11 protein-coding genes and 1 pseudogene are annotated in these 14,010 nt (G+C 70.1%); 7 read left to right on the forward strand and 5 right to left on the reverse strand.

Annotation, left to right across the window (positions count from 1 at the left end; genetic code table 11):
- From E1285_RS36750 to E1285_RS36765, 4 genes are all read right to left on the reverse strand, one after another.
- Positions 1-1,552: chorismate-binding protein (locus tag E1285_RS36750; protein WP_132159206.1), on the reverse strand; the 1,552-nt coding region annotated here is incomplete at its 3' end.
- Positions 1,553-1,684: 132 nt separating this feature from the next.
- On the reverse strand, positions 1,685-2,725 hold the full coding sequence (locus E1285_RS36755; RefSeq protein WP_132159207.1) for a 5-methyltetrahydropteroyltriglutamate--homocysteine methyltransferase: 1,041 nt from the start codon (positions 2,723-2,725) through the stop codon (positions 1,685-1,687).
- A gap of 102 nt (positions 2,726-2,827) precedes the next feature.
- The gene (locus E1285_RS36760) at positions 2,828-3,469 is read right to left on the reverse strand and encodes a nitroreductase family protein (protein ID WP_132159208.1); all 642 of its coding nucleotides are present in this window, start codon (positions 3,467-3,469) and stop codon (positions 2,828-2,830) included.
- Positions 3,470-3,509: 40 nt separating this feature from the next.
- Positions 3,510-4,313, reverse strand: a complete 804-nt coding sequence (locus E1285_RS36765) for an SAM-dependent methyltransferase (RefSeq protein ID WP_243723299.1) — start codon at positions 4,311-4,313, stop codon at positions 3,510-3,512.
- Positions 4,314-4,682: 369 nt separating this feature from the next.
- Here E1285_RS36765 and E1285_RS36770 point away from each other — a divergent pair, with 369 nt between their 5' ends.
- The 7 genes and pseudogenes from E1285_RS36770 (at position 4,683) to E1285_RS36790 (ending at position 13,266) form a co-directional block, all read left to right on the forward strand.
- Positions 4,683-7,841, forward strand: coding sequence for a glycosyl hydrolase 115 family protein (locus E1285_RS36770; protein ID WP_132159209.1), 3,159 nt, complete (start codon positions 4,683-4,685; stop codon positions 7,839-7,841).
- A 62-nt stretch (positions 7,842-7,903) separates the two neighbouring features.
- Positions 7,904-9,271 (forward strand): endo-1,4-beta-xylanase, encoded by a 1,368-nt coding sequence (locus E1285_RS36775; protein WP_132159210.1) that lies wholly within the window; start codon positions 7,904-7,906, stop codon positions 9,269-9,271.
- Positions 9,272-9,451: 180 nt separating this feature from the next.
- A complete protein-coding gene (locus E1285_RS47835) occupies positions 9,452-10,072 on the forward strand; it encodes a hypothetical protein (RefSeq protein WP_243723300.1) in 621 nt (206 codons plus the stop codon).
- A pseudogene (locus tag E1285_RS47840) lies at positions 9,994-10,386 on the forward strand (glycoside hydrolase family 15 protein); the annotation flags it as partial. The gene E1285_RS47835 and the pseudogene E1285_RS47840, both read left to right, overlap by 79 nt.
- Before the next feature lie 88 nt (positions 10,387-10,474).
- Entirely contained in the window at positions 10,475-10,762 is a 288-nt protein-coding gene (locus E1285_RS47845) for a glycoside hydrolase family 15 protein (protein WP_243723301.1), read from the forward strand.
- Between the two features lie 109 nt (positions 10,763-10,871).
- Positions 10,872-12,188, forward strand: coding sequence for a cation:proton antiporter (locus E1285_RS36785; protein ID WP_132159211.1), 1,317 nt, complete (start codon positions 10,872-10,874; stop codon positions 12,186-12,188).
- A 115-nt stretch (positions 12,189-12,303) separates the two neighbouring features.
- The gene (locus E1285_RS36790; RefSeq protein ID WP_132159212.1) at positions 12,304-13,266 is read left to right on the forward strand and encodes a DUF5954 family protein; all 963 of its coding nucleotides are present in this window, start codon (positions 12,304-12,306) and stop codon (positions 13,264-13,266) included.
- Between the two features lie 58 nt (positions 13,267-13,324).
- Here E1285_RS36790 and E1285_RS36795 read toward each other — a convergent pair whose 3' ends face one another.
- Positions 13,325-13,702, reverse strand: a complete 378-nt coding sequence (locus tag E1285_RS36795) for a hypothetical protein (protein ID WP_132159213.1) — start codon at positions 13,700-13,702, stop codon at positions 13,325-13,327.
- Positions 13,703-14,010: the final 308 nt, after the last annotated feature.

Raw genomic sequence — 14,010 nt, forward strand, 5'->3', positions numbered from 1 at the left:
GGTCGGGCGAGCGGGGGCGGGTGCCCTTGATCGGCTTGGACTCCACCCTCCCGTCCGCCGAGATGCGCAGGAAGCGTTCGGGCGAGGCGCTCAGCACCGCCAGGCCGCCGAACCGGAGCAGGGCCCCGAACGGCACCGGCTCGCGCCTGCGGAGCAGGCGGTAGAGGTCCCACGGATCGGCCCGCACCGGGGCCGTGAGCATGTTCGTCAGGCATACCTCGTAGGTCTGCCCCTCGATGATCTCCCGCTGGGACGCCTCGACCTTGTCCAGGTAGCGCCCGCGGCCGTGCCGCAGCGCGAGCGCGTCCGCCTCGGGCGGCTCGATGACCGTGGCGTTCCGGCCCGGTGGCAGCCCGGCCAGGCGGGCTTCGGTGTCGTCCAGCCAGGACCGCGCCGCGCGCTCGTCACCGGCCGGGCACAGGGCCAGGAGGTGGACGGTCCCCTCCCGGTGGTCGAAGGCCACGGCCCGGTCCGCGAAGATCATGGCGGCGTCGGGATGCGGGGAGCGGTGGGCGCGCGAGCCTCCGCACTCGGCCTTGAGCTCGTAGCCGAGGTAGCCCACCCAGCCGAGCGTGAAGCCGAACGGAAGGTCGGGGGTGTCCGCCGCGTGGGCGCGCAGGTCCGCGTCGATCCAGTCGAAGAAGGAGGCGCGGTCCAGCCGCACGCGCCCGGCGGCCGACTCGACCGTCAGATCTCCGGTCCGCACGTCGAAGACGGCGAATCTGGCCAGCGGGCCGCTCGCGTCGCCCATGAAGGAGAATCGCCCGCCGCGCTCGCCGGACAGGCCGCGCTCGCCGGACAGGCTGCTGTCGAGCCAGAACGCCCGGTCCGACCCGGCGAACAGCGCGCCGAACACGTCCTCGGCCGCCGCCGGGGTGTCGATCTCACGCGCGATCACCCTGTACGGCCTGACCGGCGCCTGGCCGTGGTCCGTGGCGGCCGGCTCGGCGGAGGGGGACGGCGCGGCGCGGCGGCCTGGACGTTCCCGCGTGAGGTCCAGGAAATTGCGGATGATGCGCCGCCCGTGCTCCGTGCACACCGACTCCGGGTGGAACTGGACGCCCCATATCGGCCTCCGGGTGTGCCGGACGCCCATGAGGACGCCGTCGGCCGTCCACGCCACCGGCTCCAGGACATCCGGCAGGTCGTCGACGGCCAGGGAGTGGTACCTGACCGCCGGGAACGGTGACGGTACCCCCCGGAAAAGGCCGGTGCCCGTGTGCTCGACCGGCGACGACCGCCCGTGCCGGACCTGCGCGGCAGGCCGGACGCGTCCCCCGAACACGTGGCAGATCCCCTGGTGCCCGAGGCACACGCCGAGGATCGGGATCCGGGCGTGCTCGATCACCTTCGCGCAGATCCCGAAGTCCTCCTCGCGTTCCGGCGAGCCGGGGCCGGGCGAGATGACGGCGTTGTCGAACCCGTCCAGGAGCCCGGGTGTCCACTCCACCTCGTCGTTGCGGACGACGACGGGCTCGGCGCCCGCCTCCGCGACGTACTGGAACAGGTTGTGGGTGAACGAGTCGTAGTTGTCGATGATCAAGGTCCGCACGGGTGTCCCCCCGGCCGCAGGACGGCATCGAGCGCACCTCGCGCTCCGCCGCCTCGGCCCGCGGCCCGAGGGTACCGGGCGGCCCGGCCGCCCCGGCCCGGCCGGTCGCCCGTCCCGCCGCCCGGCCCGGGGTCAGGAGTCCCCGAGTTCCTCGCGGAGCAGCTCGGCGGCGCCCGCCATCGCGCGCATCTTGCCCTCCGCGGACTCTCGCGGCAGGTACTTCATCCCGCAGTCGGGGGCGATGACGATCCGCTCGGGCGGGACCCGGTCGAAGGCGCGGCGGACGCGGCCCGCGACGGTCTCCGGGGTCTCCACCGCGTCGTCGGACAGGTCGATCACGCCGAGGATGATCGTCTTGTCGCCGAGGTCGGCGAGCACCCCCAGATCCAGGCCCGACTGCGCGGTCTCGATCGAGACCTGATCGGCCGGGCAGCCGGCCAGCTCGGGCAGGAACGAGTAGCCCTCCGGACGCTCGTGGATGATCGCGGCGTACCCGAAGCAGATGTGCACGGCCGTCGTGCCGGTGATCCCGTCGAGCGCCGCGTTCAGCGCGGACAGCCCGTACGCGCGGGCGGCGTCCGGGCGTGCTTGCATGTAGGGCTCGTCGATCTGCACCACGTCCGCCCCGGCCGCGAACAGATCGGCGATCTCGGCGTTGACCGCCCCGGCGTAGGCCATCGCCGCCGCCTCGGCGTCGGGGTAGTGCTCGTTCTGCGCCTGCTGCGACATCGTGAACGGCCCCGGCACCGTCATCTTGATCGTCCGGTCGGTGTGCGCCCGCAGGAACCGCACGTCCTCGACCTCGATCGGGTGCGGCCGGCGGATCGGCCCGGCGATCCGCGGCACGGGGTGCGGGTGCCCGCTGCGGTCGAGCGCCGTACCGGGGTTGTCGATGTCGACGCCTTCCAGCGCCGTCGCGAAGTGGTTCGAGTAGCTCTCCCTGCGGATCTCCCCGTCGGTCAGGATGTCCAGCCCCGCCTGCTCCTGAGCCCGGATCGCCAGCAGCGTGGCGTCGTCCTGGGCCTGCGCGAGGAGGTCGGGGGCGACACGCCACAGTTCCCGGGCGCGGACGCGCGGCGGGAACCGGCCGGCGAGCTTCGAACGGTCGATCAGCCACTCCGGCTGGGCGTAACTGCCGACCAGCGACGTGGGCAGTAGCGGCAACGCTGCCATCAGCGCTCCTCGATCTCGGGGACGACCCTGACCAGTCTCGGGATCCTGCCTGGCCATGTCCACGGCCCGGAGCCGACGGCGTGCGGCGGGCCAGGGCCTCGATCAGCCGCCGGCGAGCGGGGCGCCGTAGGTCTCGCCGAAGACGATCTCGGCGGCCGGGGTGCGGGTCAGCTTGGCGGGGAAGCCGTGCTCGGGGTAGCCGACCGCGATATGCGCGGCGGTGATCACACCGTCCGGGATGCCGAGCAGTTCCTTGACCTGCGGTTCGGCATGCACGAGGAGGGTGGTCAGGGCGCTGGCCACGCCCTGGGCGCGCAGCGCGAGGCAGAAGTTCTGCGCGGTCGGGTAGATGGACCCGCCGCCCACGACGCTGATCCGGTCGAGCTCCAGGTCGGTGGGGTGCAGGCCGTCGATCTCCGCGCACAGGACGGCGATGGCCGGGACCTCGTGCAGGTGCTCGGCGAAGTGGTCGGCGTCGGCGACGGCCTTGGGCAGGGCGCCGACGGCGACGTCGCCGTCGGCGATGCCGCCGAGGTAGGTCTTCCAGGGCGCCAGATACCACTCGGCCAGCTGCCGCTTGCGGTCCTTGTCGCGGACGACGACCCAGCGGACGGGCTGCCGGTTGCCGCCCTGCGGTCCGAACCGGGCGGCGTCGAACGCCGACATCAGGACCTCGTCCGGAACCGGGTCGCTGCGGAAGTAGCGGCACGTGCCCGTTGTCTTCATGGCCTCGATGACGTCCATGTCACCTCTCCGGGGTCGGTTCAGTTCGGATCGGGCGGGCTCAGAGTTTCCGGCCGACGGCGCCGTACATCCAGATGAGATCGAGGTCCGGGGTGACCGGTTGCTCGGGGCGCCAGAGGGGGGTCTGGACGATGCCCGGTTCCAGCAGTTCGAAGCCGTCGAAGATGCGCTCGATCTCGGCCTTGCGCCGCGGCACGGCGGGGGCCTTGGCGCGGGTGTAGGTGCTGGCGACCTGGTCGACCTGGCTGGCGCGGAAGTCCTGCGTGGGGTGCGACACGACCAGGTAGCCGCCCTGGGCCATCGCGTCCCGCAGCGGGGTGACGACGTCCTGCGGCTCGACGTCGGGGACGAACTGGAGCACCGAGACGAGCATGATCGCGAGCGGCTGGTCGAAGTCGATCAGTGAGCGCACCTGCTCGTCGGCGAGGATCGCCGGGGTGTCGCGGACGTCGGCCTGGACGACGGCCGTCCGGCCCAGCCCGCGCCCGCTCAGCAGCGCCCGCGCGTGCACGAGGACGATGGGGTCGTTGTCGACGTAGACGACGCGGGTGTCGGGCGCGATCTCCTGGGCGGCCTCGTGGACGTTGCGCTGGGTCGGCAGCCCGGCGCCGAGGTCGAGGAACTGCCTGACGCCGGAGTGCACCAGGTGGCGGACGGCGCGGTGCAGGAAGGCGCGGTTCTCCCGCGCGATGGCGCGGATCTCGGGCGCGGCCTCCAGGGACGCTTCGGCGGCGGCGCGGTCGGCCTCGTAGTTGTCCTTCCCGCCCAGGTAGTAGTCGTACATCCGGGCGGGATGAGCGACGTCCACGTTCAGTTCGACGGGAGTCTGCTCGTCGTTGGTCACAGTTCGAGGCCTCTCTAGCGCGCTCGCCGACCACCACCGCGAGGAACCGCGGCCGCTGTAAAGGATCTTATTGCGCTCCCTTCGCGCCGCGCGGCGAAATGCGCAGAGTCGGTCTCGATCCGCCCTGGAAGATCACCAAGCGCCCTTCGAAATGTTTCGAAAGACGGCCCCGCTGTTACGTGCACGCTGATCAGAGCCACCGGCCTTTGCCGGATGCGTGACAGCCGAAGCGCCAGGCAGATGTCAGACGAAATCCGGTGGTCGACGGCTGGTTGACGAAAGAGGTTCCCGGGGTTACTTTCCTGTCGACTCTCGAAATATAGCGAAATGTTTCGAAGTCATGACGCTCCCGTAGTGAGGAGACAGCCGATGGGTGAATCGCGTCGGATGTGGAAGTTGCTCCTGGCCCTCGTCCCCACCTTCATCGCCTTCACCGCCTCGCCCGCCGCGGCGGACCGGGGAGGTGGGCGCCCGGGAACGGGCCATGACAGGCCCGCGGACCCCTCGTCCTATATCTCGTTCCAGGACGGGCGCGGATACTTCCCCCTGGTCGCGGACGGCAAGGCCGCACCGCTGGTCGTCAGCGACGCCGACTTCGAGGGCGTCGTGCGGGTGGCCGGGGATCTGCGCTCCGACATCGAGCGGGTGACCGGCGAGCGCCCCGGACTGTCGGCCGGCGGCGAGGTCCCGCGGGAAAGCGCCGTCGTCATCATCGGCACGATCGGCAAGAGCCCGCTCATCGACCGGCTCGTCTCGTCCGGGAAGCTGGACGTGAAGGGCATCGAGGGCAAGTGGGAGACCACGCTCGAACAGGTGGTGGAGAACCCGGTGCCGGGCGTCCGCCGCGCGTTCGTCATCGCCGGCAGCGACCAGCGCGGCACCGTCTACGGGGCCTACGACGTCTCAAGGAACATCGGCGTCTCCCCCTGGTACTTCTGGGCCGACGTCCCGTCGCGGCAGCGGGACGAGGTCTACGTGAAGCCCGGCCGCCACACCCAGGGCACACCGGCCGTGAAGTACCGGGGCTTCTTCATCAACGACGAGAACCCGGCACTGAACCGGTGGGCACCGAAGTTCTTCGGCGAGGGGAAGGCCGAGGGCTATCCCAACGGCTTCAACCACGAGTTCTACGCCAAGATCTTCGAGACGATGCTGCGGCTGAAGGCCAACTACCTGTGGCCGGCGGTGTGGGGACGCGCCTTCGCCGAGGACGACCCGCTGAACCACGCGACCGCGAAGAAGTACGGCGTGGTCATGGGGACGTCCCACGAGGCGCCGATGATGCGCGGCATCGAGGAATGGAACCGGCACGCCGTCCCCGCGGAGCGCGACGAGGACGGCAACATCACCAAGCCCGGCGGCGACCCGTACGGCGGGACGGGCGAGTGGAGTTTCCGCCGGAACGCCGGCGCCATCAAGAAGTACTGGCGCGACGGCGTCGAGCGGATGGTCGACGAGGACTTCGAGGGCGTCGTGACCATCGGCATGCGCGGCAACGGCGATGTCAGCCTGCCGGACGGCGACGGCATCGAGCTGATGCAGGACATCATCGCCGGCGAGCGCGAGATCCTCGAGGCGGTCACCGGCAAGGCGGCGTCCGAGACCCCGCAGGTCTGGACGCTCTACAAGGAGGTCCAGCGGTACTGGGACCGGGGCATGCGCGTCCCCGACGACGTGACCGTCGTCTTCACCGACGACAACTGGGGCAACATGCGCAAGATGCCCGAGCGGGACCTTCCGGAGCGCGCCGGCGGCTACGGGCTCTACTACCACTTCGACTACGTGGGCGGCGGCCGCAACTACAAGTGGGTCGACACCGCGCAGCTCACCAACACGTGGGAGCAGCTCCACCAGTCCTACCAGTACGGCATCCGGAATCTGTGGGTCGCGAACGTCGGCGACATGAAGAGCAACGAGCTTCCGCTGCAGTTCTTCCTCGACTACGCCTGGGACCCGGACCGCTGGCCCCTGCACAAGCTCGGCGAATGGGAGCGGCAGTTCGCCGCGCAGAACTTCGGGCACGGGCAGGCGGACGAGATCGCCGAGGTGCTCAACGGCTACGGCGACCTCCAGGCGCTCCGCAAGCCGGAACTGCTCAACCGCCGCATCACCGTCGACCCGGAGAAGGACCTGTCCACCGACCCGTCCGCGGTCGTCTACGACGACGAGGAGACGCCCTTCCACCTGAACCGGTACCGGGAGATGGACAGGGTCACCGCGCGGTGGCGGCGGCTCGCCGGAAAGGCCGAGCGGATACGCCGCCGATTGCCCGAGGAGTACCGGGACGCCTACTACCAGCTCGTCCACTACCGGGTGAAGGCGACGGCCAACCTGTACGAGCTGCGAAAGGCCGAGTTCACGAACATCCTCTACGCGGAGCAGGGGCGGGCGGCCACCAACGACCAGGCCGACCTCGCCGAAGCCCGGTTCGACGAGGACCAGGCGATGTCGAACTACTACGACAACGAACTCGCCGGCGGGAAATGGAACGGCTTCCAGAGCCAGCCGAAGATCGGTTACGGGGACGTGGAGCGCTACGGGCCGAACGCGCCCTGGCAGCAGCCCGAAGAGAACCACATAGCCCTGCCGGACAAGATCTTCCCCGAGCTCGAGCGGATCGATGTGCCGGACGGCTCCGAGATGGGCGTGGCCATCGACGGTTCCGACAAGTGGTGGCCGGAAGCGGAGTCCGACCCCGTCCTTCCGGAGTTCAGCCCGTACCAGAGCGGACCCCGGCAGTACATCGAGGTGTTCAACCGCGGCACCGACCCCTTCGACTACCGGATCACCCCCGGCAAGCCCTGGGTGAAGGTCACCCGCGCCAAGGGCCGCGTCGACAAGCAGGTACGGGCGACGGTGTGGATCGACTGGCGGCGTGCGCCCAAGGGAACCAGCCGCGTGCCCATCGAGATCTCCGGAGCCGGCGGCCGCACGGTGACCGTCCAGGCGGCCGTCGACAAGCCGGAATCGTTCGAGCCCCGCGGTTTCCTGGAGGCCGGCGGCTACGTCTCCATGGACGCCGACGGCTACACCCGCGCCACCCGCACGGACGGCGCCCGGTGGAAGCGGATCCCGGGAATCGGCCGCACGGACGCCGGAATGGAGCCGTTCCCCGTCACCGCGCCCGGCCAGGAGCCGGGCAAGGGCCCACGCCTCGAATACGACATGACGCTGACCACCACCGGGCCGGTGAAGATCTGGGCCCATCTGTCGCCGAGGAACAGCGTCCTGTCGACCGAAGGACTGGAATACGCCATTTCGGTCGACGACCAGGAGCCGCAGGTCGTGAACATCACCGAGGCGACCGGCGCGAACGACACGACGATGAACAAGCAGTGGGAAAGGAACACCTCCGACAACGTCAACCGCACGGTCACGACGCACACGATCACCGAACCGGGGACGCACACCCTGAAGTTCTGGATGGTCGACCCGACCGTCGTCCTGCAGAAACTCGTGGTCGACACCGGAGGACTCAGAACCTCCTATCTCGGGCCCCCCGAAAGCCGCAGGGCCGGGCTCCGCTGACCGTCTCATTCGCCCCTTCATAGGGCCCGGACAGGGCCCCGCCCCCGAGGAGGAACGAAACCATGAGAAGGGCACTCATCGCGGTGCTTGGAGCGGCGACGCTGTTCCTGGCGATGCTGGTGGCCGCCGCGCTCCCGGCATCGGCGGCACCCGGCACGCTCAAGGAGGCGGCCGCCGCCAAGGGCATCGTCTTCGGTACCGCCGCGGCCCAGAACCACCTGGGCGAGGCGGCCTACACCGAAACGCTCAACCGTGAGTTCAACCAGCTCACGCCCGAGAACGAGATGAAGTGGGAGACCACCGAGCCGTCCCGGAACTCGTTCGGCTACGGCGCGGCCGACCAGCACGTCGGCCACGCCCGGTCCCAGGGAATGGCGGTGCGCGGGCACACCCTCGTCTGGCACAGCCAGCTGCCCGGCTGGGTCGAGGACATCTCCTCGCGCACCGAGCTGCTGGACGTCATGCGCAACCACATCTCGAACGTCGCCGGCCACTTCCGCGGCGACCTCGAGTACTGGGACGTCGTGAACGAGGCGTTCCTGGACGGGTCGGGCGCGCGGCGCGACACCGTGTTCCAGCGCGTCATCGGCGACGACTACATCGAGGAGGCCTTCCGGGCCGCCCGCGCGGCCGACCCCGGCGCCGAGCTCTGCTACAACGACTACAACATCGACGGGCGGAACGCGAAGAGCGACGCCGTCTACGCCATGGTCCAGGACTTCAAGCGCCGCGGCGTCCCGATCGACTGCGTCGGGCTCCAGGCGCACCTGATCGTGGGCAGCGTCCCGGGTGACATCCAGGCCAACATCCAGCGCTTCGCCGACCTCGGCGTGAAGGTCTACATCACCGAGCTGGACATCCGGATGCAGACCCCGCCGGACAGCGCGAAGCTCGCCCAGCAGGCCGATGACTACCGCGCCGTGACCTCCGCCTGCGTGGCCGTGGCCGCCTGCAAGGGCATCACCGTCTGGGGCGTGACCGACAAGTACTCCTGGGTTCCCGACGTCTTCGAAGGCGAGGGCGCGGCGCTGCTGTTCGACGACGACTACGGCAAGAAGCCCGCTTACGACGCGACACTCGAAGCCCTCGGCGGTGATCCCGGCGGCGGCGACGGGGGTGGCGGCGACGGAAGCGTCACCTGCGCCTACACCCGCACCGCGCAGTGGGGCACGGGCTTCAACGGCCGGGTCACCATCACCGCCGGCGGCGGCTCGGTCAGCTCGTGGACGGCCGTCCTGACCATGAACTCCGGCCAGGATGTGGCCGCCCTCTGGAACGGCAGGCCGACGGAGAACGGCAGCACCGTCACGGTCAAGCCGGCGGGCTGGAACTCCAGCCTGGCACCGGGCGCGTCCGCCTCCTTCGGGTTCACCGTGAACGCGCCGGACGGGAACGTGTCCGACCCCGGCCTCGCCTGCGACACACCCTGACCCACCCCTCCAGAACCGAACATCCCCGGACACCCGGCACGGCGGCAGCTCCCAGGCCGCCGTGCCGGTGGTTTCCAGAGCCGGTGGTTTCCAGGGCCGGTGCGATTCCATGGAGGGCCCGGCGGGGGCACATACATTCACCATCACGGGTACGTCGGAGGAAGCGGGACGGGTGAGGGGGTGCGCGGGTGGCGCTGCGGATCGAGGATTACGGGCTGCTCGGGGACACGCAGACGGCGGCGGTACCGGGGCGACACGCTGATCCTGGAGTCGGAATGGGAGACGCCGGAGGGCACCGTCCGGCTGATCGACTTCATGCCGCCGCGGGGCGAGGCCGCCGACGTCGTCCGGATCGTGGAGGGCGTCAGCGGGCGGGTGCCGATGCACATGGCGCTGCGGCTGCGGTTCGACTACGGGCGGATCGTGCCGTGGGTGCGGCACATCGAGGGTGAGCGGAACGCGATCGCGGGCCCGGACGCCGCGTGGCTGAAGACGCCCGTCGAGCTCCGGGGCCGGGACCTGACCACGTACGGCGACTTCACCGTGGCCGCCGGGGAGCGCGTCCCGTTCGTCCTGACGTACATGGCGTCGCACAAGCCGCGTCCCACGGCGGTGGAGGCCGAGCGCGCACTGAGGGACACGGAGCTGTTCTGGTCGGAATGGATGCGCGACTACGACTACGCGCCGCGTCCGGCCAGTTCCAGCTCGACACCTGGGGCGAGGTGCTGGACGGCCTGCATCTGGCGCGGGAGGCGGGCATCGGGATGGACGAGAACGCCTGGGACCTCCAGGTCGCCCTGATGGACTTCCTCGAAGGGCACTGGAACGACCCCGACAACAGCCTCTGGGAGGTGCGGGGCGACCGGCGCCACTTCGTGCATTCCAAGGTGCTCGCGTGGACGGGTGCCGACCGGGCCGTCCAGGCGGTGGAGCAGTTCGGTCTGGACGGGCCGGCCGGCAAGTGGAAGGCGCTGCGGGAACGGATCCACGCCGACGTGTGCGAGCACGGCTACGACCCGGACCGCGGCACGTTCACCCAGTTCTACGGCTCCCGCGGGCTGGACGCGGCGCTGCTGCTCATCCCCCAGGTCGGCTTCCTGCAGTGGAACGACCCGCGCGTAGTCGGGACCGTCGAGGCCGTCCAGCGGGAGCTGTACCGGGACGGGTTCGTGCTGCGACACCGACACAGGCACCGACGGCGGCGTGGACGGGCTTCCCGGGGACGAGGGCGCGTTCCTGGTGTGCACGTTCTGGCTGGCGGACGCCCTGCACGGCATCGGCCGGACGAAGCAGGCCGCCGACCTGTTCCACCGGCTGCTGAACCTGCGCAACGACCTGGGCCTGCTCAGCGAGGAGTACGACACCGCCGCCGGGCGGCAGGTGGGCAACACCCCGCAGGCGTACTCCCATGTCGGGCTCATCAACACCGCCCGGCATCTCAGCGGCGGGCGTCCCACCTGGCTGGAACGCGCCCGGTCGGCGCGTACGTGACGAGCCGGGGTTACAGCGGCGGGAGCATGCCCGTTAAAGTCATGCCCTGATGCGCCGGGGTTTTGTCCGGTCGGCATGAACGTCCGTCGATGTCTGAAAGATCCCGGTTATGACGACTCTCCTGCTGGTTTTCGCCGCCCTGTTGCTGCTCGCGGTGCTGGTGTCCGCCTTCGTCCACCGCACCGTCCTGTCGACGGCCGTCCTGTTCCTGGCGGGCGGCTTCCTGCTGGGCGAAGGCGTCGGGGACGTCCTGCACCTGAGCCCCGACGACGAGATCGTCAACACGCTCGCCCAGCTCGCGCTGTTCGCGGTGCTCTTCACCGACGGGATGCACGCCGGCTGGAAGGAGGTGCGCAGCGCCTGGCGGCTGCCGGGACGGGCGCTGATCGGGGGCCTACCCCTCACGCTGCTCATCACCGCCGCCCTCGCGCACTACGTGATGGGGCTCGGCTGGATCGAGTCGCTGCTGATCGGGGCCGTGCTCGCCCCGACCGACCCGGTGTTCGCGGCGGCGCTGATCGGCAACGAGAAGGTGCCGCCCCGGCTGCGCCGCCTGCTGAACACCGAGTCCGGGGTCAACGACGGGATCGCCCTGCCGTTCGTGATCATCTTCCTGGCGATCGCCCAGGACACGGGGGACCTGCACATCGACGATCTGGCGCTGGAGCTGGTGCTCGGGCTGGTCATCGGTGTGGCGGTACCGCTGGCCGCGCTGGCGCTGGAACGCACCCGGCTGTTCGCGGTGGCGCCCAAGTTCGAGCCGTTGAACGCCCTCGCGATCGGGATGCTCGTGCTCGCGCTGTCCATGGCCACGCACGGCAACCTGTACATCGCCGCGTTCGCGGCCGGGGTGACGGTCGCGACCGTCGGCGACCACTACAAGGAGTCGTTCGAGGAGTTCGGCGAGTTGATCGCCGAGCTGTTGAAGCTCGCCGCGCTGCTGGTGTTCGGCGCGTTGCTGTCGCCGACGTTCCTCGGCGAGGTCGGCTGGTCGGGCTGGCTGTTCGCGGTACTGGCGCTCGTGGTCGCGCGTCCGGTGGCGCTATGGGTGTCGTTCCTGCGCTCGAAGCTGAGCACCCGGGAACAGGTCGCGGCGATGTGGTTCGGGCCCAAGGGGTTCGCCTCGGTCGTGTACGGGCTGATCGTCCTGAAATCGGGGATCGCGGCCGGCGACCAGATCTTCCACCTCGTCGCCGCGACGATCGCGCTGTCGATCCTGGCGCACTCGTCCACCGACGTCATCGTGGCGAAAGGCTTCGACAGCGCACGCGAGGTCCCCGCCTGGTTCGACAATGACGACAATGGCGACGACCCGGACGGCAAGGCGAAAGACTCGCCGCCATCCGGCAAATCCGGATCGCCCGGGTCACCGATACCGCCCGAGGAAGCGAAACCTTCTACGGCATCGGAATCGTCCGGCAACTGAGCCGCGCCACCCGCCGCCCACCAAAACGCCCTTTTCCACTTAATTGCCGCGAGGCAGGCCGCTCGATATCGCGAAAATCGTGCGGGAAAGCGGGCCGTGCGACCAGTATGCGGGCATGACCTTCCCGCTGATGCACGGGTACGACCACATCAACGTGGTCGCCGAGCTCGACCCGGTCGCGGCGGTGCGCGACCGGGAACTCGGCGAGCGGATCCTGCGATATCCGAAGATTCTGCCCGCCGGCTCCCCCACTTTTGGGCATGCAGTGCAAATCGGAAAAGAGTGGAGAATCGGATGTCTCGGCTCCGATGACCCGTCCGCGGCCCGCTACGGCCTGGCCATCGACCTCCGGACGGAAGCGTCCGCGGAAAAGGACCCCGCAACCGCCGAAGCCATGCTGGCGGCCGCCGCCCGGCTCGACCCCGAGGACGGCGAGCAGCTCGCGAAGGACGAGTGGGAGATCGGTGACCGCCGGTACCGGATCATCCGGGTCGAGAAGTTCATCCTGATCGGCGACCGGATCATGGAGCCGCCCCGCTCCACCGACGCCGACCTCGCCGCCGACGGCCTGCTGCGCGACCACCTGATCGACCCTCCGGCGCCGTGCGGGCAGTGGGAGGCGCAGCTCCGCCTGAACCTGGTCGCGCGCATGCCCGTCCCCGGCAGCGTCCCCGACGAGGTCCGCGCCGAGGCCCGGCACGCGATCCAGACGCATCCCGGTGTCGTGCTGCTCCCGCCCACCTTCATCGTCCTGGAGATCGACGGCGACGCGTGGGCGCCGCTCACCGGCGCGGACACCCCGGACGAGGCGCGCGACCGGCTGGCCGGGCACTTCACCCTCCTGCTCCCCCGGCTCCGCGAGTTCCAGGGCGACCCCGCCACCGCCGCCGAACTCGACGAGTGGACCGCGCTCGCCACCGAGATCAAGGCGGCCCCCGGCCACCGCATCACCGTCCGCGGGCGCGAGTTCCGCATCGTCCGCGTCTGCCAGGTACTCCGCCTCGGCCGCGACGGCCCCGAGTCCCCCCGCCCCTGCGACCAGGAACGCTACGGCCTGACCGGCGCCACCGAAGCCTGAACCCGCCGCCCGGACCCGTCGCCTGAACCTGTCGCCCGAACCCGTGGCCGGACCCGCGTCAGCCGATGTTCACGTCTCCGTGCACGTCGCGGAACTGAACGACCCGGCCCGCCTGGCCGTTGAGGACGTTGACCACGCCGTCGCCCGTGGCGGCGGCGTTGGTCTGCGCCTGGTTCCACAGGTTGCGCGCCTCCGCCCCGAACCCGGGGTCATCGGCCATGAGGTGCTCGATGGCGGAGGCGAGGGTCGCGACCCTCTCGGGCGTCGGGTCGCCGGTGGCCCTCTCCAGGGCCTCGTCCCCGGACGGACTCCCCCGAAGCCGCTCGCGAACCCGCCGCGACAGCTCGGCGACGGCGGCCCGGACCGGCTCCCCGGCCACCTCCACGGCCTTGCCGGCCATGGCGGTGGCGATGGCCACGGTCATCGGATCTGTCACCGCCCCAGTTCACCACGCCTGGACAAGCACGGACAATCACCATTCTGACCAGTACCCCATAAACGGCATGACCAAAATTGCAAACACCGCTCACTGTTACCTTAAACCAGACGTCCAGGTACGTTAACCATAAAACGGGCGATCAACGCGCCACCGAGCCAAAATGGGATGGATAAGAACGTGCACTCTCCCGACGAACGGGACCGGTGGACCAACGAACTGACGGGACGGATAGCGGGATCCAGTGTCCAGGCCGGGTCCATCGCCGGCGGGGTGCACATCACCGCGCCCGCCGCTTCCCCCCTGCC

This window comes from Actinomadura sp. 7K507, from assembly GCF_004348425.1.
GTDB lineage: Bacteria > Actinomycetota > Actinomycetes > Streptosporangiales > Streptosporangiaceae > Spirillospora.